At 52.6% G+C, this 20,275-nt stretch carries 21 protein-coding genes; 3 read left to right on the plus strand and 18 right to left on the minus strand.

Going from position 1 to position 20,275, the window contains the following annotated elements:
• Positions 1–94: 94 nt before the first annotated feature.
• The 7 genes from ABFD83_02635 to ABFD83_02665 form a co-directional block, all read right to left on the minus strand.
• On the minus strand, positions 95–1,444 hold the full coding sequence (locus tag ABFD83_02635; protein ID MEN6355963.1) for a hypothetical protein: 1,350 nt from the start codon (positions 1,442–1,444) through the stop codon (positions 95–97).
• Entirely contained in the window at positions 1,431–2,099 is a 669-nt protein-coding gene (locus tag ABFD83_02640) for a type II secretion system protein N (GenBank protein ID MEN6355964.1), read from the minus strand. The genes ABFD83_02635 and ABFD83_02640 overlap by 14 nt, the downstream gene beginning before the upstream one ends.
• On the minus strand, positions 2,099–2,662 hold the full coding sequence (locus ABFD83_02645) for a hypothetical protein (GenBank protein MEN6355965.1): 564 nt from the start codon (positions 2,660–2,662) through the stop codon (positions 2,099–2,101). The genes ABFD83_02640 and ABFD83_02645 overlap by 1 nt, the downstream gene beginning before the upstream one ends.
• A gap of 1 nt (position 2,663) precedes the next feature.
• Positions 2,664–3,263 carry a PilN domain-containing protein gene (locus ABFD83_02650; protein MEN6355966.1) on the minus strand — a complete coding sequence of 200 codons (600 nt, stop codon included), beginning with the start codon at positions 3,261–3,263 and terminating at the stop codon, positions 2,664–2,666.
• A 2-nt stretch (positions 3,264–3,265) separates the two neighbouring features.
• Positions 3,266–4,426, minus strand: a complete 1,161-nt coding sequence (pilM, locus tag ABFD83_02655; protein MEN6355967.1) for a type IV pilus assembly protein PilM — start codon at positions 4,424–4,426, stop codon at positions 3,266–3,268.
• Positions 4,427–4,843: 417 nt separating this feature from the next.
• Positions 4,844–5,893: an SUMF1/EgtB/PvdO family nonheme iron enzyme gene (locus ABFD83_02660; protein ID MEN6355968.1), complete on the minus strand. Its 1,050-nt coding sequence runs from the start codon at positions 5,891–5,893 to the stop codon at positions 4,844–4,846.
• 182 nt (positions 5,894–6,075) lie between these two features.
• Complete coding sequence (locus ABFD83_02665; GenBank protein MEN6355969.1) at positions 6,076–8,142, minus strand: alpha-galactosidase; 2,067 nt, start codon at positions 8,140–8,142, stop codon at positions 6,076–6,078.
• A gap of 332 nt (positions 8,143–8,474) precedes the next feature.
• On the opposite strand from ABFD83_02665, the gene ABFD83_02670 reads away from it, so the two are divergent.
• The gene (locus tag ABFD83_02670; protein MEN6355970.1) at positions 8,475–8,894 is read left to right on the plus strand and encodes an ATP-binding protein; all 420 of its coding nucleotides are present in this window, start codon (positions 8,475–8,477) and stop codon (positions 8,892–8,894) included.
• Positions 8,895–8,938: 44 nt separating this feature from the next.
• On the opposite strand, the gene ABFD83_02675 is transcribed toward ABFD83_02670, so the two are convergent.
• The 11 genes from ABFD83_02675 to ABFD83_02725 form a co-directional block, all read right to left on the minus strand.
• The gene (locus ABFD83_02675; protein MEN6355971.1) at positions 8,939–9,904 is read right to left on the minus strand and encodes a hypothetical protein; all 966 of its coding nucleotides are present in this window, start codon (positions 9,902–9,904) and stop codon (positions 8,939–8,941) included.
• Between the two features lie 12 nt (positions 9,905–9,916).
• Entirely contained in the window at positions 9,917–11,038 is a 1,122-nt protein-coding gene (locus tag ABFD83_02680; GenBank protein ID MEN6355972.1) for a hypothetical protein, read from the minus strand.
• A 2-nt stretch (positions 11,039–11,040) separates the two neighbouring features.
• Positions 11,041–12,822 (minus strand): glutamate mutase L, encoded by a 1,782-nt coding sequence (locus ABFD83_02685; GenBank protein ID MEN6355973.1) that lies wholly within the window; start codon positions 12,820–12,822, stop codon positions 11,041–11,043.
• 107 nt (positions 12,823–12,929) lie between these two features.
• Positions 12,930–13,463 (minus strand): hypothetical protein, encoded by a 534-nt coding sequence (locus ABFD83_02690; protein MEN6355974.1) that lies wholly within the window; start codon positions 13,461–13,463, stop codon positions 12,930–12,932.
• 18 nt (positions 13,464–13,481) lie between these two features.
• The gene (locus ABFD83_02695) at positions 13,482–13,706 is read right to left on the minus strand and encodes a type II toxin-antitoxin system HicA family toxin (GenBank protein ID MEN6355975.1); all 225 of its coding nucleotides are present in this window, start codon (positions 13,704–13,706) and stop codon (positions 13,482–13,484) included.
• The gene (locus ABFD83_02700) at positions 13,706–13,906 is read right to left on the minus strand and encodes a type II toxin-antitoxin system HicB family antitoxin (GenBank protein ID MEN6355976.1); all 201 of its coding nucleotides are present in this window, start codon (positions 13,904–13,906) and stop codon (positions 13,706–13,708) included. The genes ABFD83_02695 and ABFD83_02700 overlap by 1 nt, the downstream gene beginning before the upstream one ends.
• A 71-nt stretch (positions 13,907–13,977) precedes the next feature.
• Complete coding sequence (locus ABFD83_02705) at positions 13,978–14,610, minus strand: DUF4145 domain-containing protein (protein ID MEN6355977.1); 633 nt, start codon at positions 14,608–14,610, stop codon at positions 13,978–13,980.
• A gap of 53 nt (positions 14,611–14,663) precedes the next feature.
• Positions 14,664–15,065 (minus strand): HEPN domain-containing protein, encoded by a 402-nt coding sequence (locus ABFD83_02710; GenBank protein MEN6355978.1) that lies wholly within the window; start codon positions 15,063–15,065, stop codon positions 14,664–14,666.
• The gene (locus ABFD83_02715) at positions 15,055–15,372 is read right to left on the minus strand and encodes a nucleotidyltransferase domain-containing protein (GenBank protein ID MEN6355979.1); all 318 of its coding nucleotides are present in this window, start codon (positions 15,370–15,372) and stop codon (positions 15,055–15,057) included. The genes ABFD83_02710 and ABFD83_02715 overlap by 11 nt, the downstream gene beginning before the upstream one ends.
• A 71-nt stretch (positions 15,373–15,443) precedes the next feature.
• Complete coding sequence (locus ABFD83_02720) at positions 15,444–16,655, minus strand: electron transfer flavoprotein subunit alpha (protein MEN6355980.1); 1,212 nt, start codon at positions 16,653–16,655, stop codon at positions 15,444–15,446.
• A 1-nt stretch (position 16,656) separates the two neighbouring features.
• Complete coding sequence (locus ABFD83_02725; protein ID MEN6355981.1) at positions 16,657–17,454, minus strand: electron transfer flavoprotein subunit beta/FixA family protein; 798 nt, start codon at positions 17,452–17,454, stop codon at positions 16,657–16,659.
• A gap of 150 nt (positions 17,455–17,604) precedes the next feature.
• Between ABFD83_02725 and ABFD83_02730 the strand changes: the two genes are divergently transcribed.
• Together ABFD83_02730 and ABFD83_02735 are read left to right on the plus strand one after the other, a co-directional pair.
• On the plus strand, positions 17,605–18,996 hold the full coding sequence (locus ABFD83_02730) for a sodium:alanine symporter family protein (GenBank protein MEN6355982.1): 1,392 nt from the start codon (positions 17,605–17,607) through the stop codon (positions 18,994–18,996).
• A gap of 39 nt (positions 18,997–19,035) precedes the next feature.
• The gene (locus ABFD83_02735) at positions 19,036–20,187 is read left to right on the plus strand and encodes a M48 family metallopeptidase (GenBank protein MEN6355983.1); all 1,152 of its coding nucleotides are present in this window, start codon (positions 19,036–19,038) and stop codon (positions 20,185–20,187) included.
• The last annotated feature ends 88 nt before the right edge of the window (positions 20,188–20,275 follow it).

Below are 20,275 nucleotides of genomic sequence, written 5' to 3' on the forward strand. Positions count from 1 at the left end.
AAGGGAGCGCCTTCCCGTCACATCAACCTGCGCGTTTATGCTTCGCGGGCGAATGCCCCGAAGACCGGTTTTTTACACACAGAGAACTAACTGCTTAAACCCCCTCCACAATCTTTGGTGTAAGGAAAATCACTATTTCAGTGCGCTCCTTGGTCTTCTTTGAATGCCGGAAGACCGAGCCTATTATCGGCAGGTCGCCCAGCAGCGGGACTTTGGAGTAGTTTTTGATATCGTTATCCTGCAAAAGCCCGCCTATTGCCAGGGTAGAGCCGTTTTTGACTGAGACGGTGGTCTTAGCCTCTCGTGTGCTGATCTGAGGGTAATCCTTGAGATATCCCGTGACCAGGCTAACCTGAGGGTAGACGGTCAGCACTATTTCGGAGTCGCCCGCGATTTTGGGCGCTATCTGCAGATAAATGCCGACCTTTTCTTCGTCTTTGTCATATATCGGGATGCCGTTGTCGTTGTAGCCGGTAAGTTTCGGGAAGAGAATCCTGTCGCCGATAAGGATCTCTGCGTATTCATTGTCCAGAACGGATATATTCGGCTTTGCCAGCAGAGTGGCACTTCCATTCTTGATCAATGCGGATACTGTGGCGGTAATGTTGGTAGCTTCTTTGGAAAACTTGCCGAACCAGATACCGGATGTGCTGGTATCTTCGGTAAGCCCGACCTCGTTCCACGCCCATTCTGTCCCAAGCTCTTTACCTGATGTCTCAGCGATCTCGGTAATGGAGACGTCAATATTTACCTGCTTGCGCGGCATATCGAGCTGGGCAAGTATGCCCTTTGCCTGCTCTATATCGCCGGGCTCTCCCATCAGCACCAGCATATTGGAATTGCTCCTTACACTCTGCGATGAGGATGAGCCGGAGGTCGATGTTGTCGAGCTTGATGAACTGCCTGTGCTGCTGCCCATTGACGTGCTTGTGCCGGAATCGGACGACTCCAGTGTCGGCGTGATCATATTCGGTCCCTCGACCGCAGTTACATTCGGCAAAAGTTTGGTTACAACCGTGACCAGATCGGCGGGTTTGCTGTGTTTGCACTGCCAGAGAAGTGTCTGCCGTTGGGCAGGCGCCTGAGCGGGCGCTGGTTTGACGAACTTCTCCTTGGCCGCGACCAGATATGTCTGGCCGCTCTTCTCCCAGGCAAAGCCGTGTACTGTGGCCAGATTATCGAGTATCGAGTCAATTGTCATCTGCTTGAGGTGCACTGAAACATCACCCATAATATCCGGGCTGACCACTATATTTGCGCCGGACCTGCGCGCAAGGGCTTCGAGCACGTATTTGATGTCCGTGCCGCTGGAGTCGATGTCATAAACTCCGGCTTCCGCCCCCGGTTTAGCAGCGACACTCTGCGCATGGCAAAATGATGTCCTTATCAACATCAGGCTTATAATTGCTGTAGCTATTAAAATGCTTTTCTTACTTAGCATCATTTCCCACACTCTCCACTCTCTGAGCCCCGCTGGGCTTTGCGCTTCCCATCAATCTTTTGGCGACAATCGTAGCCTTGCCATCGGAAAGCGTTACCCGTTCAGGCTCTATTGAGACTACTTTGAACCCGCCTTCGACTCTGTCACCTATATCGACCACTTGAGCCTGAGACTGGTCGATTTCAATCACTGCGCTGCTGCCTTTTGGGCCGCTTATGGTAGCCATCAGCTCAAATACAGGCAGCGTTTCTTTCGCTGCCTCAACTTGCGCGGCGGCGGGATGCTGCGGCGCAACCGTTATGGGGGCAATCTTTTCATTTCCTAGTTCAACGTCACCCGGCCTCCATGGGCTGATCCTGACATTTGCCGGTGCAAATCTGCCTGATAAGTTTCTGTCCACTATATTTTCACCCTGCTTGGCAGAGGCGACATATCCGGGGCGTGCAAACGGGTTGCGCGAAGTTTCGCACTCGATACTAGGCATAACAACCGCCTGTGCTCTGCCCGCGATTGGAGCATTTGTCTGTGCCCGGGCTATCGGCGGCGGAGGAACCTTATGCGAGACTCGAAATGCCGTGACGCCAATAGCCGCAACCAGCATAACCAGAAGGGCTATCACCGTCTTTGTTTGGCTGGGGTCTGTCTTGATAAAAGCCATCAGCTTGCGTTTGCCTTTTCATAAACGGTCAAAACCAGATTAAAGCTTACTTTACCTGTGCGGCTGTCGGAGGTCTCGATTGAAAAAGATTCGAGCTGGACCGGCATACCAGGGTTTTTGAGCCTGTCGAGCAGGCAGGTGAGCGAAGTGAACTCTCCACTGCCCTGAACGCGCACTTTGCTTGCATTCCAGTTTCCCAGCTTTACGTTTCCTAGAGTGATCTGAGATGCAGCAGGCGGACCTTCAGGGACGATAGACTCCACGCTGGCTCCATCCAGTTTTGCCCATTGTGAAAACGTCAGCGCAAACGACTCCACTCCTCCCATGCCCGCAAGAGGCTCCGATGCATCGCGTTTGTGCTTATTATCGGCCTCGCGCTTTGTGCTTATCGCGGCGCTCTTTTCTTTTTGGAGAGCTTTGTTCGCACTCCATATCTCGCGCATGCTAAGCGCACTGGTTGCAATTAAATAGCCGCATATGATCAGCGCAACAATTCCGGCGCCTATACGTGCTTTGCCTGCCCGGTCCACATTTTCGAGTGTGTAGAACTTTGCGCTGATCATACTAATGATTCTCCCCGACACTGGGCACCTTACCGGCGCTTGTCGCCGCTTGTGAAATATTGGTCTTGAGCTTCAGTTCCAGCGAAAAGTCTACATATGGCGACGCGCCCGTGCCGGATATCTTTGTGCTGGTGAGCCGCACGTCTTTGAAACCGGCACTGTCACGCAGCCTGGTTATAAACTCAGTCATAGATTCAAACGAGCCGGCCTGGCCGTCAAGGGTCAGCTCCACATCTTTTTGAGAGTTTTCTATCCTGCTGAGCCATACGTCTTTGGGCACGCAGTCTATTATGGTGTCGAGCATGCCCAGACACTTCTCGCTTCCGCCGGCAAGCTGTTTCTGCCAGTCGCGCTGGCCGAGCCTGAAGTCGACCGCTGCGGTAGATCGCTTGATCGCGACACATTTTGACTGAACCGCTGCCAGCTCAGACTTGACGTGTGTGGCCCTGTTGCGGATAGTCTGGCGGCAGGCCTGAGACGCCGCGGCGATGCACAGCGTTATGCCGACAAAAACCGCAATCGCCTGCAGATGGCGGTTCAAATGCGTCCGGCAATAGCCGCGCTCGACAATCCTCGACTCAGCCAGATTAAATGGTCTCATAATCAAGCAGCCGCTTTCATCTCCACGTTAGCCTCCAAAGGCCTTTTCTCCCAATAGTCAGCAGTAGTAAGGCCCATGGCGGTGGTATATAAAGTGGCGCTTTCGCCGATATTGCTCACGCCGCCTCCCTCATCTGCTACAGAAAAGCCCGTAAACGGGTTTACTATGCCGTTTATCTCGATCCCCTGTTCCAGAAGACATGGCCCAAGCCCTTTAAGCAGAGCGCCGCCGCCGCTCATAGTGGTCGCGCCTATCATGCCCAGATAACTTCCCTCAGCGTATTGGCTGGTAAAAAACCTCAGTGACCTTTGAATCTCTCTTGCAAGCCTGCCGACAACCTGCTCGCAATGCACTCTTATCTCGCCGCTGCTTGTCGAAACAGCCAATGTTCCATCCTCGCTAATGTGCGCGCCCGGCGTTAGTTTTATCTTTTCAGCCTCTGCCCAGCTCACCTGTGCATGTTCGGCTATGCGCTCTGTGAAGTCGTTGCCGCCTACGGGCACGGTGCGGGCAAACTCAGGCGCTCCGCCGCGGATAACGGCCATGGTGGTGCTTCGAGCGCCCACGATGACATGCGCTTTGGGCTGGCCGCTCCATAGAGGGCTTGACGATTTCGCCCGTGCACTTGCGCTTCTTACCGCTGCAGCAACACCGATATCCACCGCCACAGGTTCCAGACCGGAGCTTTCGGCGATGTTGAGCATCTCGTCCACCATTGATGATGATGCAGCCACCAGCAGTGTGAAATACACATTCCTCGAACCCATGCTCTTCTGTGAGAGCACTCGGTAGTCAATAATCACATCATCGGCGGCAAAAGGGGCTCCCCGGGCGGCTGTGCTCTGTGCGGTCTGCTCCAACTCCTCTTCGTCTGCGGCCTCAAGGTGGAGCCACTTCATATAGACGGCATGCGGGGCAAGAGCCAGCACTACTTTGCGAGATTCAAACTTGGCGGATGCCCAAAGGTTTTTCACGGCACCCACTATGGCCGAAGGCTCGGGCAGGTCCTGCTTTGATAGCAGGCCGGGTATTGCGGCGCTGCCCGCCGACCGGATTACAGTCTCGGAGCCGCGCTCAATCACTTCGACACCGCTTACAGTGTGGCTGCCGATGTCGAGACCTACCCTGTTTGTGAAATCAGACTTTTTTTGATGACCGAGCATGCCGTTTGCCTAATACGTACGAACGCGCTCCCTTCAGCATCATGACTAAAGGGATACCAATTATAGTATCGGCAGGTGAACGCCCGGTCTTGATGAGGAACGTCTTTACTAAGCCGTCGCATGCATAAGAGGCGTAAAGAAGTGCTGCAGCGAGCTGCCCATTGGGATCAAATATGGTCCCAATGAAAAATCTGTTGGGATCAATTTTGATCCGAATGGAGATCAAAAATGAACCTTGAAGGGATCAGAAATGATCCGAACATGTAATGTAATAAGAATTCTTTCTCAAAATATAGAGAAAAATTCTTTTCTTTTTTCTCCTTCGGACAATAAAGAACTCCTTGAAGCCGAAGGCGGCCGGGTTCCGACATCCTACTGCCGGAACTCACGCCGTAGTTGCGCCAGCGCCGTTAATGGCTATGCTTTACGCCTTCTCAGCCCGAAAAGCGATATCAGACCACCAGCACCCAATATGACCGATGCCGGTTCAGGAACCTGAGGAGATGTATAGACATTGGAGACACGGAAACCTAAGTGACTGTATTCGGAAATCTGGTTTATGTGTTCGCGTTCCGATGCCCACAGGGCGTAGTCATAGGAACTAAACGAACTACCGCGACTACCACGATAAACGCAGCCCTCGATAAAAGCACAAATTGATTCATTCCACTCGCATACATTGCCACCCTGGTCGAAAGTGCCGTAAGCGCTCTCGGAGTTCTCGAACTCTCCAATTTCAGTTCGCCAGTAGGGGCTGTCTAGGGTGAAGTCATTTTGATAGAAGTTGGCGTTGTTGCCGCCATCAGGGTCAGAGATATCGTTACTGGGTATGGTGGGGATATCGCTCTGCATCGGATAATCCCAGTAACCGGCGTTCGTCCCGCCACCCTTATAATAAGCGGCCTTGTACCACTCGTCCTCATTGGTCACAGCCCATTTCCAGTCAGTGTTGCGCAGAATGTCGCGGCCGTCACTGCCGTTGTAGCCATTAAGCGTATATGCGCCGGTCTCGGTATCGCCGTCCCCCTGGCCGTTGTGCAGCCAGTTGGCAAATCGACAAGCATCCCAATAGCTTACATAGTTTACCGGCCTGTTTGCCCAGTATGAAGTTACACTATAGCTGTAGCTGTCCGAATCGCTTGTGCGCTGAATTTTGCAGCCGCGATCAGAGGACCACATATCAGTGTTGTACAAGCCATATGGATCAGACTTTGCCTTATGGTTCAAAAAGTCACAATACTGGGCGGCAGTTACTTCGTATTTCCCGATGTTGTAGGTATATGATACTGATCCGCAGATTCTATCGGGACCGTATCCGCCTGCGCCTGCGCCGGAAAGCTCGCTGTTATTGCCCGGATCGCCGACTGTAACCGTTTCCATGTTTGTAAGCCCAAAAACATCAGCATTACAGGCAATACTCAAGCCCAGCAGCGCAATTGCCGCTGTAACTGCGCATAGTTTTCTCATCTGCTCTTCTCCGGGATTTGCTAATTTATAATGCAGAGTAACTGATGTGGTCTACCCCATCCGCAAACTTGCTAAACCTGATCTTTTGAGAGAGCGGATTTTCCTTAAGAGGATTTTTCTGTTTGCCTCCAGGAAAGATTCCTGGAGGCATATAAATGTTTAGAGGTATAAAGAAACGCTGGCTAGATGTCCAGGTTCACGCCTATATATTTCACTTGAAGCCCTGACAACTCTATCTCTGGGGCGGAATCGAGCTTGGTCGAGCCGATAATCTGGCCGGAGGTAAGATCGCTCCAGTCTGTGAGGGCATGCTTCTTCTCTGATGAAAGCTCCAGTTCCGGAGCATCAAGCGGGACTTTTACCATAAGGTCATCTTCGGTTGGGTTGATGAGCACAATGAAACCGGTCCCATCGATGATATGGCCCGAACCGTCCACGCTCTTGCCGTCCGGGAAACCGAGCACATGCTGATAGGTGTCGAAATATCTCTCGAAACGCTTTCTGAAGGCAAAGAGCTTAGCTAAGAACTCCATAAATTCCGGTCGAGCCTGTTTCAGATCGATACTGCCGCCCGCCTGAGCCAGGCCTATTGCTATCATGCTCATCTGGGCGTGAAAGAGTTCATGGAGCGGGCGTTTGGTGAGGTTATCTTCACCTGCTTCGTGCCAGTTAACGCCGTGCCAGCCTCCCCGGATCGCATGGAACGGATGCTCCCAGGTCATCTGATACATCTGCTGCCGCTGGACAAGCTCGGATTGCACAGTAGGAAAGCTATGGGTGTCGGCGATCTGCTCCTGGTCGAGTGCGCAGAGCCTGTGGTTATCTACCGGCAGGCTGAAAGCCGAAATTACAAGATCGGGTCTAGATTTATGAGCCTCATCACAGATTTCTGCTAAACGCTTGCGAGACTTGATCTCAAGCTCATTTTGATCTCTATGATCGTGATTGCGAGAGGAGCAGACCGGTATGTTCCAGTCGTTGCCGTCCCAGCAGACCGTCCGTGTGTTCATCTCATTAACGAGCGCAAGGAACCGCTCGCGCACGTAGTCGTAATAATCGGACATCACACACAGTGAGAGCGCCCCTGATCTGCCGGAGGTCGAATTAGGGACCGTCCACTCCGGGTGTTCGTCTTCAACGGAAGACCGCCAGTAACTGCAGGTGAACGGGTTTATCCAGTAGCCCATATCAAGGCCTACTTCGCTTGCGCGCTTGGCTATCTCCGAAATGCCATTGGGGAACTTGCCCGCATCCCCGCGCATCGGCCAAATGGCTTCCCAACCCAGGTCGAGCTGGAGCGCATCATAAAAGCCAGCCTGTTTGATCAGGTCGATGTAGTCGATCAGGAGAGTGCGGTCATAGTTGGACAGAATCGGACAATTGCCTTCACGCGTCACCAGCCATGTGTCCCATGCGACCGGCATGCTCTTTCCCTTAACCGCGCACCAGTTGTCCGTGAGGTGCCGGTTATATCTTTTAAACCCGATCTCAGGCGGGCCTGCGTATCCGCCGATTATCGCCGCACCTGTAGTGACACCTTCGGTGATCGGTACGCAATCGTGATGTTTCATCACCAGCCCTGTCGGACGATGAAACGACTCCTCGCCGGTGAGCGACTCGGTAAAGAAATACAGACCCTCGCCGTATCCCCAGTAACTGAGCACGGCACGAGAGGTATCTCCAAATGCAAATGAAAAATTAGGCTCGGCGGTATTTACAGCATCGGGTTGGATATGGACGTTATCCTCATGGCCTGCATACGTCTTGGGGTAACGCGACAGGGGGGTGACCCCCTCGACCATCTCACGGAACCCCATGTTCTCAATGGTCACGCAGCGAATAGTCCAGCCTTCGAGTTTGCAAGGGTGCACCTTGATCCACTTTCGCATGAAGTCTACATCTGCTTTAGCTTCGTAGAAGACCGATACTTCCAGAGGCACATCGTTAACTTCGGCTTCCAGGCGTACCTCGACAGTCTTGATTTCGTCGCTCCAGTCGGGTGTTTCGCAGCCCTTAAACTCAAAGTCCTTAAAGTCGAGGGTTACAAGCTGCCCTTCGCCGGAGATAGTGATCTCAAACTCGGCTTTAGTCTCCTCCAGATATTCCTCGACATTCAGCATATTGACCAGGCTGGTTGTCCCGATCTTGCCGGATATAACATGCACCCTGCGCTGCATCCAGCCGTTGCCGATCTCGAGGACCATGCCTCCCGGTATTTCTTGCACGAACCCAATAGCTTTATCAGTCATAATAATGCTCCCCTGTAAAGTTGACCCAAAGGGGCGCAATCTCCTTCTTGTTGGATGCGACCTATTCATAACGGGCACAAAGCGCCCATCACTGTCATTCCTCACATTCGGAATGACCGGCTGCGGTAAGCTGCTCTCCGGGGGTATTTTCAAAGATGCGTTTCATCTAGCGGCTGAGTGGGTATCAATCGTTGCATGAGTTGCCTGCTCGCTAAGCAATTTACGCTTAGTAAATTGCACGTATTGGCCTAGAAACCGGTATATTCGAGGCGTATTCGTTAATACAAGTTCAAGGCCGTATGTTACTTAGGAGTCGACAACGAGGCAAGGATATGGAAGAGAGCTTATGTAAGTCTTTGGAGTTCAAAATACCTGCCGATACCCGCTACGTTGCAATAGTCAGACGCGGTGTGCGCAGTCTCGCCCAGTCCGTCGGCTTCTCATGCGAAGAGGTGACGGATATGGAGGTCGCCGTATCTGAGGCGGTCACCAACTCGGTTACGCACGGAAGCCCGGACTCGGATGTGGATGTGGTTGTAGTAAGGTGCCAGGCCACCGGCAAGTGTATGGTTGTGGAGGTTGAAGACGAGAGCCCGGCTGAGTCGATACCCTCTCCGATGCTCACAGCCGGCTCATGCGACGAGCATGGCAGGGGACTGGCAATTATGCGCGAGTTGGTAGACGAGCTCGAAGGCAGCCGCACCGAGCACGGTATGAAGGTAAGGCTGGCAAAACAGAAAGCAAACTGCTAACTGACGTGACTTCTGGCTCTTAACTCTCCACTCTCAGCTCTCGACTATTTCTGAGGCGGAGCCGGCAGATTGTCCTCAGATTTTTGTTTCGGCTTGGCGTATTTTGAAGAATACAGCGGTGCGCACGCCGCCGACCTCACGATAACCTGCGTCTTGACCCCGTCTTTTTCCTGGACCTTATCCGCACCGATAGCGGTTATAGTAAACATAACCCCTGTGGAACCTTTGAATATTCCTGCGGGAATTGTTACCGATGTTACATCAGGCCCAAGCAGAGCTTTTTGCTCAAGCATTTTAGTGATCTCGTCATGAGAGAGGGCGGTGTCGATATTTACGTCCGCGCCGGACTTGGAACCGGCAGCCCAAGCGATGGTCTCTTCTTCGTTCCCGCCATAGGCGGCCACCCAATATGCCAGGGCGCCGGGCACGGCTTTCCATTCCAGTTTGATCGACTTTTCGATATCGATGTCCTTGCCCGGGTCGGCAAGCTCAATGGGCGCAAGGAAGTTCTGCGCATCGTCGAGTGTGACGGCTGTTGAGCCGGTATAGTTGGTGGTGAGTTTATAGGTTCCCACGGCGGAAGCGTCATCGCTTATGGGCCCAGTTTCAAAACCTTTGCCGCGGCCCGGCCAAAGAGCTGCAGTTTTGTAGTCCGGCTGCCGGGTCTCGTCCGTGGTTGCCATCTGTTTGATGCTCGGCTGGCCGGTCCCAACAGTCTCGGATGAGCCCCAATAGGTTTTTACAGTTATCTGATCCGCGCTTTGAGCCTGGCTCGGCTGTGTGAATGGAGTGACCTGCATTCGCGCTGTCTTTGAAAGCTTGAGCCCTTCAGGAAGCGTTACACTTGCTTCAGGGCCTGCTGCCGAGCTATTGGAGTAAAGCTCCATGCTTATGCTTCTGACAGCCGGGCTTGCCTCATCAACACCAGGTGTCGGCGTAAAAGCGGGCACACCGGGAAAGACCATCCTGGATGTGGTTATGGCTATAATAAACAACGTGCTTAGCGCCATTGCAACTCCTTACTACGTCTCTATGATTTCAACATTCGCTCTAGGTACTGAGACGATTTTCCCGCCGCCAAGTTCCGCTTCAAGAACGCGCACCACTGCTCCCGATTCTACTTCGACCAGCTCCGGCGGCAGTTTTGTTACTGTACCCAGCGCGCCGAAATACGGCTCGCGAATGATTCGGACCGTGCTGCCGATCTCCAGTGTCTGGCTGCCGGACTCGGTCTCTCTACGCTCCGAGGGCTCATCTAGTGGCGCAACCACTTCGGGCCGTATAACTCCGGCTCTTATCTGTGTCGCGCCGTTAATGGAGACTGTGCGTCCTTCGAGAGACTTCAAGAGTTTATATGTTCTTTCGGCCATCTGAATCGAACCGAAGCCTTCGGTGAGTATCAGGGTGGTTGCGATATCTTCCTGACCGGTAATCGCAACGCCAATGTCATGGCCGAGGTAATCGATCAGGTCCGTATCGACTATAGCGCCCACGACTATCCCGTTTACACCGATACTCGCCGCTTTTTTGAGCGCGCCTATTGTCACGCCTGCCCCACCGATCAGCACCTGACCGGCGTGACTCTCATTTATCATATCCTCGGTGAGCGCATCTGAGATAGAGTGTGACGGAACCACTATTTTACCTGTCCGCTCGCCCCCAACACCGAATATACCCTGAACCAGGGCGCCGTATGTCTGAACAACTACTCCTTCGTCGGGGATCACTTCCGAGATCGTCCCTTTTATGTAGGCATCGACTTCCACCGGCAGTGGTTTGAGACGCACGCCGACATGCCCAGTGGCACTTGTAATCAGCTCGACCGTGCCGTTAAACGGAGACTTGCATTCACTCTTAAACAGGCCGAAAAACGACTTTGTCATGGCTATGACCTGCCCGGCCTCCACCTTGTCGCCCTGCTTTACATTGAGAGCGGCAAGGGCGTCCGGCGGCTCAAGGCCGAGTATCTCGGCGACCCTGACCGTCTGCATCACGCCTGGAATCTCAGTGCGCGCGACCACAGTGCCGGAGTCAACTCTATCGCCCACGCTAACCATGACCTGGCCCTTCAGCGGCAGCCTGCGAGTTTTGTTTATTATTGTGCCCGAGCTGATCTTAAGCCCGGGAGTATATGCTGTTCCCATATTTATTCAGCCTCCATCCCTAGAGCTTTATGCCATTCAATCAGCTTCGCGATTCTTGCAGACGGATCCTCAGGCAGAGCCATCGGGCGGCCCCGGCAGTCTATAATGAGACCGACCACTCCGCCCTCGATCTTGCAATTTTTCTCTTTTCCTCTGCCCTCGCCGACATCGAGCTTTCGCGCGGGCTTTATTACGGCATCCACGCTTTCGCCTGCCGGGATCGGCACAAGCTTGAGAGAACCGAAGGCGACTTCATGGGTCTTATCGCCTATTGTAACGCTGCATGCGCTCTCACCATGCTTGATCCTGCCTATGGGCGCTATCACATGTCCGAGCTTGATAAGGCAGTCGCGCTCGAACACTTGCGCAGCCGCTTCGGGGTGAACGACGGACAAAACTCCGAGCTGAGGCATCATAAATATCGAGTCCACGGCCAGCATAGTGACACCCTCGGGCTGGTAGGCGTCTAGCATCATATATGCGGCCTCTACGCGCCTGGGGGCATGGCTCAACACGCCGCCGCTGCCTATAATCATATCCAGGCTCATCATGTTGACCAGCGTCTGGCCGGTTTCCTGCTGATCGATACTGTCTGCCATGGTCCGCACACTCTGCACACCCTTAAGGGATCGAGCAAGCGTCTTGTGGTGCTCGAAAGCGAGCCGCAGCGCCTCTCGTGAGACCGCCTGCTCTATGCGCAGATCGCGTAGAGTCTGAGGGATGGTGGTCGGGCGGATCATCTTGTTTCTAAGGCTGTTTCTAAGGCGGGCTTCATCAAAATCAAACGGCACCCATCTGCCGATGCCGGTAGTCTTCGCCTCGGCAAGCACGTTACAGATCGAATAGCTCATACCCAGGTTTGCACTTACTGTGCGGTTGTATATTCCGCCGAAGACTGAGAAGACATCTGTAGTCGCTCCGCCTATATCGGCTGCCAGCACGTTGATGTCTAACTGTTCGGCTACTGTCTGAATGATCTTGCCCACTGCGTTAGGGGTGGACATGATTCCCGAGCTGACCCAGTCACTGAGCTTGCTGTAACCCGGGGCCTGCTGCATAACGTGCTGAAGGAAGAGCTCGTGAATGGCTTCGCGCGCGGGGTCGAGATTTTCACGGTCGAGCGAGGGGCGCAGGTTATCGACCACGCGCAGGTCTACTCTCTTATCGAGCACCTCTGCGACAGGCTCGCGCGCGTCCTTGTTACCCGCGTAGATGACCGGTATGTTCATACCGATCCCGAGTCTGGGTCGGGGGTCTGCGGATACGAGCATCTCTGATAGTTCGACGAGGTGCTTCACCGTGCCGCCGTCTGTGCCGCCGCTCATCAAAATCATATCAGGTCGAAGCTCCCTGATGCGCTTGACCTTTTCAAAGTCCTTGCGGCCGTCGTCTACTGCTATAACATCTATAATAATCGCGCCCGCGCCGAGCGCTGCACGCTCCGCACTCTCCGCGCTCATAGCCTTGACCACGCCCGCGACGGTCATCTGCAGCCCGCCGCCCGCGCTGGAAGTTGATAGATATATGTCTACACCCGAGCCGTCATCCTGGGTCGGCGTTATGATATGGCTGCTTCCATCCAGAATACGCTTGCCCGCAAGCTCCTCTACCTCTCTGACGGCGTTTACTACACCCACGGTTACATCATCAAAAGGAGCCTCGACAGTAGTAGGCGCTTCACCTCTCACTACAAGCCGATACTCATCACCCTGTTTTTCAATTAAAATTGCTTTGGTTGTTGTGCTGCCACAGTCGGTGGCCAGTATGCTTTTGATCTGCGTCATTGATCACCATGTTTTGTTTGCAGTGAATATGTACAGATTCTACCATTTGTAGGTGTTTGGGGCAATGGGTTTTGTGCTTGAAATAAGATATTGAGGGTTCAAGGGGGTTACTGCGATTTAGGCCATCGCCCGAGTGCTTTCAAAATCTTGGGCCAGTCGGTGCGGCCTGGATTCTCCCGATACGAGTGTCCGATTGTACGAAACACCTTATGCGCCCACTGGTGCTGGTCTTCGCTCCCTTGCGATTCCAACATCCATAAAGATTGTGCATACTTTTTCCTCTCTTCGCTACTGGACAGGCACTTTAGCACAGCGATCATTGCCTCGTCAGGCACATACCAACGGGTCTGGAAATTTGCAGAGTAGTCTCTATGTATGCCGATATTGCTTTTGCACAGGCTGACCCAGTGATGAACATGATGCGGATCGACATGCTTTTTCCAATAGGCAGCCAGAGGTCCTTCTTGCGTTTTGACCGGTAAGTTGAATGATGCGATTTTCGTGCGTGATTCGACTGCTCCGCAATATGGACAGCGGTAACGAGTCCATTCCCATGTATAGGAAATACATGTTATGGCAATCAGACCAATTAAGAGAACAAATGGAGTTAAGAGCTTCTTGGTCATGTCCTTATCATTCAACAAAGACCTTACAGATATTTACACTTTCCACTCTTTTTCAGGTATCCCGGCATTAATGAAAATATTGCGCAGTGTTCCCAATGGTAAGTCACGACCAGCGTGCTCAGGCACGATAACCTGTACTTTACGCTCCGAATTACGCCATTTACGGTGGCTGCCTTGCTGAGAGACAAGCTCAAATCCATAACGATGAAGAATCTCTTCAACGTCACGGCATTTAATTCTGCGTATGCGTTCTCCCATTAGGCTGCTATCTCAGTAATTATCGCTTCCGAAGAGACCTCGATTGGGTCCTGCTGAAGATAAAGGGCAATGGCCTCGCGGATATTCACCAGGGCTTCTTCCTGTGTTGTCCCTGCCGAAACGCATCCAGGCAGTTCCGGGCACCAAACCGCCCAGTCGCCGGTCTCGGTGTCTTGTTCAAGCACTACTCGCCATTTCATTATTGCTACGCCTCCATGACTCGTTCGCTGTGGGTATTTTACCATGACACTGATAGTAAACGCCTAATCCTCTAATGGGTTTTGTCTCTCTTAGCTATCTTTTCCAATTCTTTGTCGGGAAGGCCATCATACAGTTCATTAATATGTTTCGGCTGAGCTATCATAATTTCGGCAATCAGATTTACAAGGCCGAATAGTTTGCTTACTGTTTCGGAGTCGTCCAATAGGTCCAGCTTTCCAGGATGGACCGCGTTGTTTCCAACAACTCTCACTATATCAAGCGCCTTTTGCACTTGTTCGGGCAGACCTTTATTTACAAGGTTCTTTATGTCTTCATTTATGCTTGTTCCATTCTCGCCTAAGTGTTTGCAGAGCTTTTCTATTGCGAGGCGAAGCAAGGCTGCAGCGCTTCTCGGGGATATTCCGGCAATTGAGCGGGCTTCTTCATAATCAGCCAGTATATCAGGCGGAAGATCGCTGTTCGGCAGAGGAGCTGTTCCACAGAATGGATCTATCGTCTGCCAATTACCATTGATGCATCGCCATATTGTATCCATATAGCAATGGCTGCAATTTGAAAACCTTATGTCTTCCTTCCATGTATTATGGCCATGGACATCTGCCCAGTTTTGTTTTGCATATGCTCCACAAAACGGGCAGTTAAAAGCATCCTTATTGTATTCAGGCGGTGTAAAAGGTGTCATGGTAGACCTCCCCAGCCATACTTGGTAATCACTAGACTATCCGACTATACTCATTAGGCAGAATCAACAATATGCCCGGCCCACTCCATCACACATTTTGCAATATCAACAGCCTCATCATACTCTTCTTGAGCAATCTCTGGATTTGCCCCGGGGTATCGAAGCTGAACAGCATATATTGTCAAATCGGCTGCTGCGTCTAGCTCGTCAGGCCAATCAATGCCTTGCTGCTTTATGAGAGTAATCAGCCGGGCAATAACATGTGTCAGTGGGTATTCACATCCAAGATGCACAAGCACTGCTTTCAGGCTCTTTTCGACTGCCTGCTGAGCATGAAAGCAGAGAGTCTGCGGCAAAACCCCTTGAATATTTGCCTCGGACGCGACCGCAAGATCGCTGGCTGCATGCCGGAGCCAATCCTTTGCGCTGCCGGGTTCAATAGGGTTATGCGGCATAGATCTGTCTCCCATCGCGAAGAGCGCTGCGATAAACGAGGCTGACATTCTGACCATAACGATTCAAGTCAGATTCCGTGGTTACTACCAGATCGACTGGGAGATCAAAGCCGATCAGGTTGCGATATATGAGGCGGGCAATCGAGTTTGTGTTTTGGCCTTCCGGGACCACAATGAGGACGTCAAGGTCACTATCCGGTTTCATCTCGCCGCGTGCGCCGGACCCGAACAAAAGTATCCGGATAGGCTGTGTTACAGCAACTATCCTATCAACCAGTTCGCTCAATACTTTGCTCGAAGGCTGCATAATGACCTCGATTTTGGGTGACGATTCGGAAATCGCCACCCGGAAAGTGTAACTATCTAACTATCAAACCATCACACCTTGCAAGCAGCAGGCGCGCCTCTCATCTGCTTGATCTTTTTAGTGAGCAGAGGCAGTATTTCGAGCACGTCGCCTACAAAGCCGTAGTCCGCAATCGAGAAGATCGGGGCATTGGGGTCTTTGTTTATGGCGATGATGGTGTCGGAACTTTTCATGCCGACCTGGTGCTGCACAGCGCCGCTGATCCCGCAGGCAATGTAGACCTTGGGGCAGACAGTCTTGCCCGTCTGGCCGACCTGGTGCGCATACGGTATCCAGCCGGCATCGACTGCCGCGCGGCTTGATCCCACTGCTGCGCCTATCTCATCAGCAAGCTCGCGCAGTATCTGGAAGTTCTCCGGGCAGCCGAGCCCGCGTCCGCCGGAGATGATGATATCGGCGTCCACGAGATTGACCTTCTCGCCCACGCTCTCGATGAAGTCGAGCACCTTGCTTCTGGAGTTGAACAGGTTCGACTTGGGAGCAAGGTTTACTATCTCAGCCTTGCCGGATGTGCGCTTTGCGCTTGTAGGAAAGACTTTGTGCCGGACGGTGCTCATCTGCGGCCTGGTATAAGGGCACAGGATCGTAGCCATGATATTTCCACCGTATGCGGGTCGCGTCTGGTGCAGCAGACCATCTTCGCCGATTTCGAGACCGGTGCAGTCTGCGGTCAGGCCGGTGTATAGATTGATCGCCACGCCGGACATGAAGCTGCGGCCTGTTGTGGTCGCGCCTGCAAGGAAAATCTCGGGCTTTAGCTCGCGGGTTACGTCTGTAAGCACCCGGCAGTAGCGCTCGGCATCGTAGTTTTCAAGCTCGGGAGCTTCATATACGTAGACTTTGTCCACAGGGTAGCTCGCGAGGTCTTCTACGGCCTCTGAAATGTTGTTTCCGAGGATCACTACGGCCAGTTCGGTCTTGCGGGCATCGGCGAGTGTGCGGCCTATATTTATAAGCTCGAAGACAACCGGGGCCACTTTGCCGTCTCGCTGCTCACCGAAGACCCACACTCCCTTATACTTGGAGAGGTCCTCGGTAGCCTGCTTCTCTATATCGATAGAGATGGCTTTAAACCGGCAGGTCGAGACGCACGCGCCGCACATAGTGCAACTTTCTATGGTAATGGTAGCGAGCTTGTCCTTTACCTCTATCGCATTAGTTCCACAGCTCTTCGCACACAGCGAGCAGCCGTTACATTTGGACGCATCAACTGAAATGGACATCTCACACTACCTCCATGCACTTAAGCACATCATAAAGCTTATCGGCGAGTTCGGCGCTCTCGCCCTCATATGTTTCGCCGCCGCCTCTGCACGGCGGGGTCATGATCTTAACGACCTGCGTAGGCGAGCCCTGCAGACCGACTTTATCAGCCGGAGCATTTATATCAGCAGCGCCCCATTTGGTGATTTCGGCCTTTTTGGCGGCCATCTTGCCGCGCAGGCTGGGGGTTCTAGGCTCGTTAATTTCTTTCACGACCGTGAGCACAGCCGGGAGCTTGACCTCGCAGACTTCATAGCCTTCTTCGATCAGTCGCTTGACTTTCATCTTTTTGGAGTCTATCTCCTGGATCTGGGCGACATACGCTACCTGGGCATAATTTGCATGCACCGCTATCCCCGGTCCGACCTGACCGGTGTCGCCGTCGATGGCCTGCATTCCGCAGAAAACCATATCCGGCGCAAGTTTCTTCACGGCCATAGCGAGCGCGAACGACGTGCACCATGTGTCCGAACCGGCAACCGCTCGGTCGCAGAGCAGCACGGCATCGTCCGCTCCAAGCGAAATCGCCTCGCGCAGAGCATCCTCAGCCTGGGGAGGACCCATCGAGATAACTGTCACCGTGGACGCATCGCCCGCGGCAGTCATTTTTTCTTTAACACGCACGGCTTCTTCGAGGGCATAGAGGTCAAACGGGTTGATCTGGGTTTCAACGCCTTCGCGCACGAGGGTGTTGGTCTCCGGGTTGATCTTAACCTCGGTGGTGCCGGGCACTTGCTTAATACAGCAGCAGATCTTCAATGGAAATCACCTTATAATGCAGTTTTTGGTTGTGAGATTTGTGTTTTGAGCTAACTCTCACATACCGCGATCACCCGGTGTAATACCGGGTTCATTCGATATTGTATAATGTTTTGTCGCCTTATGGCAAATCACAAGCGCGGGGGCTATATGAAATCAGTCGAATGCTTTATATGTTACCTGAACGACAATTACCTCTGGGGACCGCCTATGCTGGTCCTGTTGCTGGGCACGCATTTGTTTCTTACGATCAGGCTGCGTGGGATTCAGCGATATATTCCGCTGGCCATCAAGCTGTCTTTCGGCAGATCGAAGGAGGGTGAGGGTGACGTCAGCCAGTTCGGAGCGTTGATGACCGCGCTGGCTGCCACAATCGGCACGGGCAATATCATAGGCGTGGCTGCAGCAGTTGCTGCAGGCGGGCCGGGAGCCGTGTTCTGGTGCTGGCTGACCGGCGTGCTGGGGATCGCTACCAAATACAGCGAGGCTCTGCTGGCTGTAAAATTCAGGGTGCATACATCAGACGGCCATATGCTCGGCGGGCCGATGTATGCCCTGGAACGCGGACTCAAGATGAAATGGGCAGGTGTGCTTTTTGCCGTGTTCACGGCAATTGCGGCGTTTGGGATAGGCAATATTGTTCAGGCAAATGCGCTTGCGCAGCGCGCTCACAGCGCTTTCGGCGCACCATATTGGGTCTCGGGGATAGTAATGACTGTGCTTACCGCTATTGTGATCCTCGGCGGTATAAAGTCCATCGCAAATGTTTGCTCGGCTCTGGTACCATTTATGGCGATCTTTTATATAGTAGGCAGTCTGATTATTCTGGCAACGGGAGCTTCGCAGATACCACACACCCTCGCGCTGATTTTTAAATCGGCATTTACCGGGCAGGCGGCTGTCGGCGGGTTTCTTGGGGCCACAATAATGATTGCAGCAAGGTGGGGAGTCGCCAGAGGACTCTTCTCAAATGAATCCGGACTTGGCTCGGCGCCAATAGTAGCGGCTGCGGCCCAGACGAAAAACCCCGTCCGGCAGGCGCTGGTTTCATCTACCGGCACGTTCTGGGATACGGTCGTGGTATGCGCTATCACAGGTCTGGTGCTCGTAAACACCGGCGTCTGGAAAATGCATTTCGATGGAGGCGCAGGCGCTCTCACGGAAGCGGCGTTCGGCACTGTCCACAGTTTGGGACCGATTGTGCTCACTATAGCCCTTGCGACATTTGTGTTCTCAACGATACTGGGCTGGTCATACTATGGCGAGAAGGCACTGGAATATCTGGTCGGTCGAAAAGCGATTTTGCCGTATCGAATAATTTGGGTCGGCCTGGTTATGTTCGGCTCCGTATCTACGCCGACTCTTGTCTGGGGGTTCGCGGATGCGGCAAATGCCCTGATGGCCCTTCCCAATCTGCTCTCGCTCCTGCTGCTGAGCGGTGTGGTTGTGGCTGAAACGCGAAAGTATTTGTGGGAAGGTGATCTGGATGAAGTTGCACCTGTATCAATTGAGCAGAAGGAAAAGGATGTGTTGATGAAGTAAGCAAAAAGATAGAATGTCTATACAACAGGTGAGAACAACATGTCAACAAAAGTAAAATGCGAAAACATGCCAAACCCACCGGCAATATTGGTCTATATTTCATTGTTGTTCGTGCCTGGGGTATATATATTGCTTTTAGGCTGCGCTGCTGCAATGCTTGGCGGCACGGGCTTTGTTTGTTACTGGGTGTTTACCTGGATGACGTCCGGCCATCGCGTTCCGGTAAAATTGCTCGGGATTGTTATACTCCTTATGATCGGCGCGCTGATGGGATGCTGGGCGGTTGTCAGGGGAATAGCAGCCACAATATGGAGCAAACCACAATTTGAACCGGCGCTTATAGTTCCACTGAATAAAGAGCCCGAACTCGGCAAGTTTATTGCAGGTCTTTGCTCGGCTGTGGGAACCGGTCTCCCCGATTATGTGATGATCCATGCCGAACCGACATTTTACGTGTGCCAGTCCAAAATCGAGACATTGAACGGGCGGGCAAAAGGCAGGATTCTTGCGATCGGACTTCCGTTGGTTGCCGGATTGACAATAAATGAACTACGGGCCATTCTTGCGCATGAGTTTGCTCATTTCTCCGGCGGAGACACGCTTTACAGCTCTAGAGTGGTTCCGGTTTATAGCGGAGCAGTTACGGCATGTGCGACGATGACAGAGTGCATTAACGAAAGTGATTCCATGTCTCAAGCGCTGCCGATGATGGCTCCACGTTTCCTGCTGGATATCTACCTGAGGCTGTTCCACCTGATTAACATGACAATTTCGCGCACACGTGAAAAAAGAGCCGACATGATTTCAGCATTAACTTGCGGCAGCCAGAGTTTCAAGATAGCCTTAATGAAAACTGCGGGGTTGATGCCCACTTTCTGGGATGAGTCGGCAAAGAAGATTGTCATGGAAAACAACCCCGATAACTGCAGTTATTACACTGCTTTTCGATCTTCTCTTCCCAAGCTGACAGATTTGGCCAATGCGCACTACAAGCACCGCCTGATTGAAGTCGAGAATAAATATGACTCCCATCCGATTCTGCAAACCAGGCTCGAGTCAATACCTGATATTGTCGAGCGTTATACCGACAAAGGAAGCTCAAGCAGATTGCTCATAAACTTGGAAGAATACGAACAGAAACTTGGTGAGTTTTACAAAATAGCGAGCGCTGCCCCAATGCACAATACGTAAATATAACAATATGGTTCGATTGTGTTATCGAATATTGAAATGTAACCTCATACATGTTATGATACTGGATTATTAGCCGCCCTGCTAA

The organism is Armatimonadota bacterium (genome assembly GCA_039679645.1).
Classification (GTDB): Bacteria; Armatimonadota; UBA5829; order UBA5829; family UBA5829; genus UBA5829.

What these genes read in the sequence shown, in the direction of transcription:
- ABFD83_02635 (MEN6355963.1), bottom strand. Translation starts at nt 1,444, where the DNA reads ATGATGCTAAGTAAGAAAAGCATTTTAATAGCTACAGCAATTATAAGC.
- ABFD83_02640 (MEN6355964.1), bottom strand. Translation starts at nt 2,099, where the DNA reads ATGGCTTTTATCAAGACAGACCCCAGCCAAACAAAGACGGTGATAGCC.
- ABFD83_02645 (MEN6355965.1), bottom strand. Translation starts at nt 2,662, where the DNA reads ATGATCAGCGCAAAGTTCTACACACTCGAAAATGTGGACCGGGCAGGC.
- ABFD83_02650 (MEN6355966.1), bottom strand. Translation starts at nt 3,263, where the DNA reads ATGAGACCATTTAATCTGGCTGAGTCGAGGATTGTCGAGCGCGGCTAT.
- pilM (MEN6355967.1), bottom strand. Translation starts at nt 4,426, where the DNA reads ATGCTCGGTCATCAAAAAAAGTCTGATTTCACAAACAGGGTAGGTCTC.
- ABFD83_02660 (MEN6355968.1), bottom strand. Translation starts at nt 5,893, where the DNA reads ATGAGAAAACTATGCGCAGTTACAGCGGCAATTGCGCTGCTGGGCTTG.
- ABFD83_02665 (MEN6355969.1), bottom strand. Translation starts at nt 8,142, where the DNA reads ATGACTGATAAAGCTATTGGGTTCGTGCAAGAAATACCGGGAGGCATG.
- ABFD83_02670 (MEN6355970.1), top strand. Translation starts at nt 8,475, where the DNA reads ATGGAAGAGAGCTTATGTAAGTCTTTGGAGTTCAAAATACCTGCCGAT.
- ABFD83_02675 (MEN6355971.1), bottom strand. Translation starts at nt 9,904, where the DNA reads ATGGCGCTAAGCACGTTGTTTATTATAGCCATAACCACATCCAGGATG.
- ABFD83_02680 (MEN6355972.1), bottom strand. Translation starts at nt 11,038, where the DNA reads ATGGGAACAGCATATACTCCCGGGCTTAAGATCAGCTCGGGCACAATA.
- ABFD83_02685 (MEN6355973.1), bottom strand. Translation starts at nt 12,822, where the DNA reads ATGACGCAGATCAAAAGCATACTGGCCACCGACTGTGGCAGCACAACA.
- ABFD83_02695 (MEN6355975.1), bottom strand. Translation starts at nt 13,706, where the DNA reads ATGGGAGAACGCATACGCAGAATTAAATGCCGTGACGTTGAAGAGATT.
- ABFD83_02700 (MEN6355976.1), bottom strand. Translation starts at nt 13,906, where the DNA reads ATGAAATGGCGAGTAGTGCTTGAACAAGACACCGAGACCGGCGACTGG.
- ABFD83_02705 (MEN6355977.1), bottom strand. Translation starts at nt 14,610, where the DNA reads ATGACACCTTTTACACCGCCTGAATACAATAAGGATGCTTTTAACTGC.
- ABFD83_02710 (MEN6355978.1), bottom strand. Translation starts at nt 15,065, where the DNA reads ATGCCGCATAACCCTATTGAACCCGGCAGCGCAAAGGATTGGCTCCGG.
- ABFD83_02715 (MEN6355979.1), bottom strand. Translation starts at nt 15,372, where the DNA reads ATGCAGCCTTCGAGCAAAGTATTGAGCGAACTGGTTGATAGGATAGTT.
- ABFD83_02720 (MEN6355980.1), bottom strand. Translation starts at nt 16,655, where the DNA reads ATGTCCATTTCAGTTGATGCGTCCAAATGTAACGGCTGCTCGCTGTGT.
- ABFD83_02730 (MEN6355982.1), top strand. Translation starts at nt 17,605, where the DNA reads ATGAAATCAGTCGAATGCTTTATATGTTACCTGAACGACAATTACCTC.
- ABFD83_02735 (MEN6355983.1), top strand. Translation starts at nt 19,036, where the DNA reads ATGTCAACAAAAGTAAAATGCGAAAACATGCCAAACCCACCGGCAATA.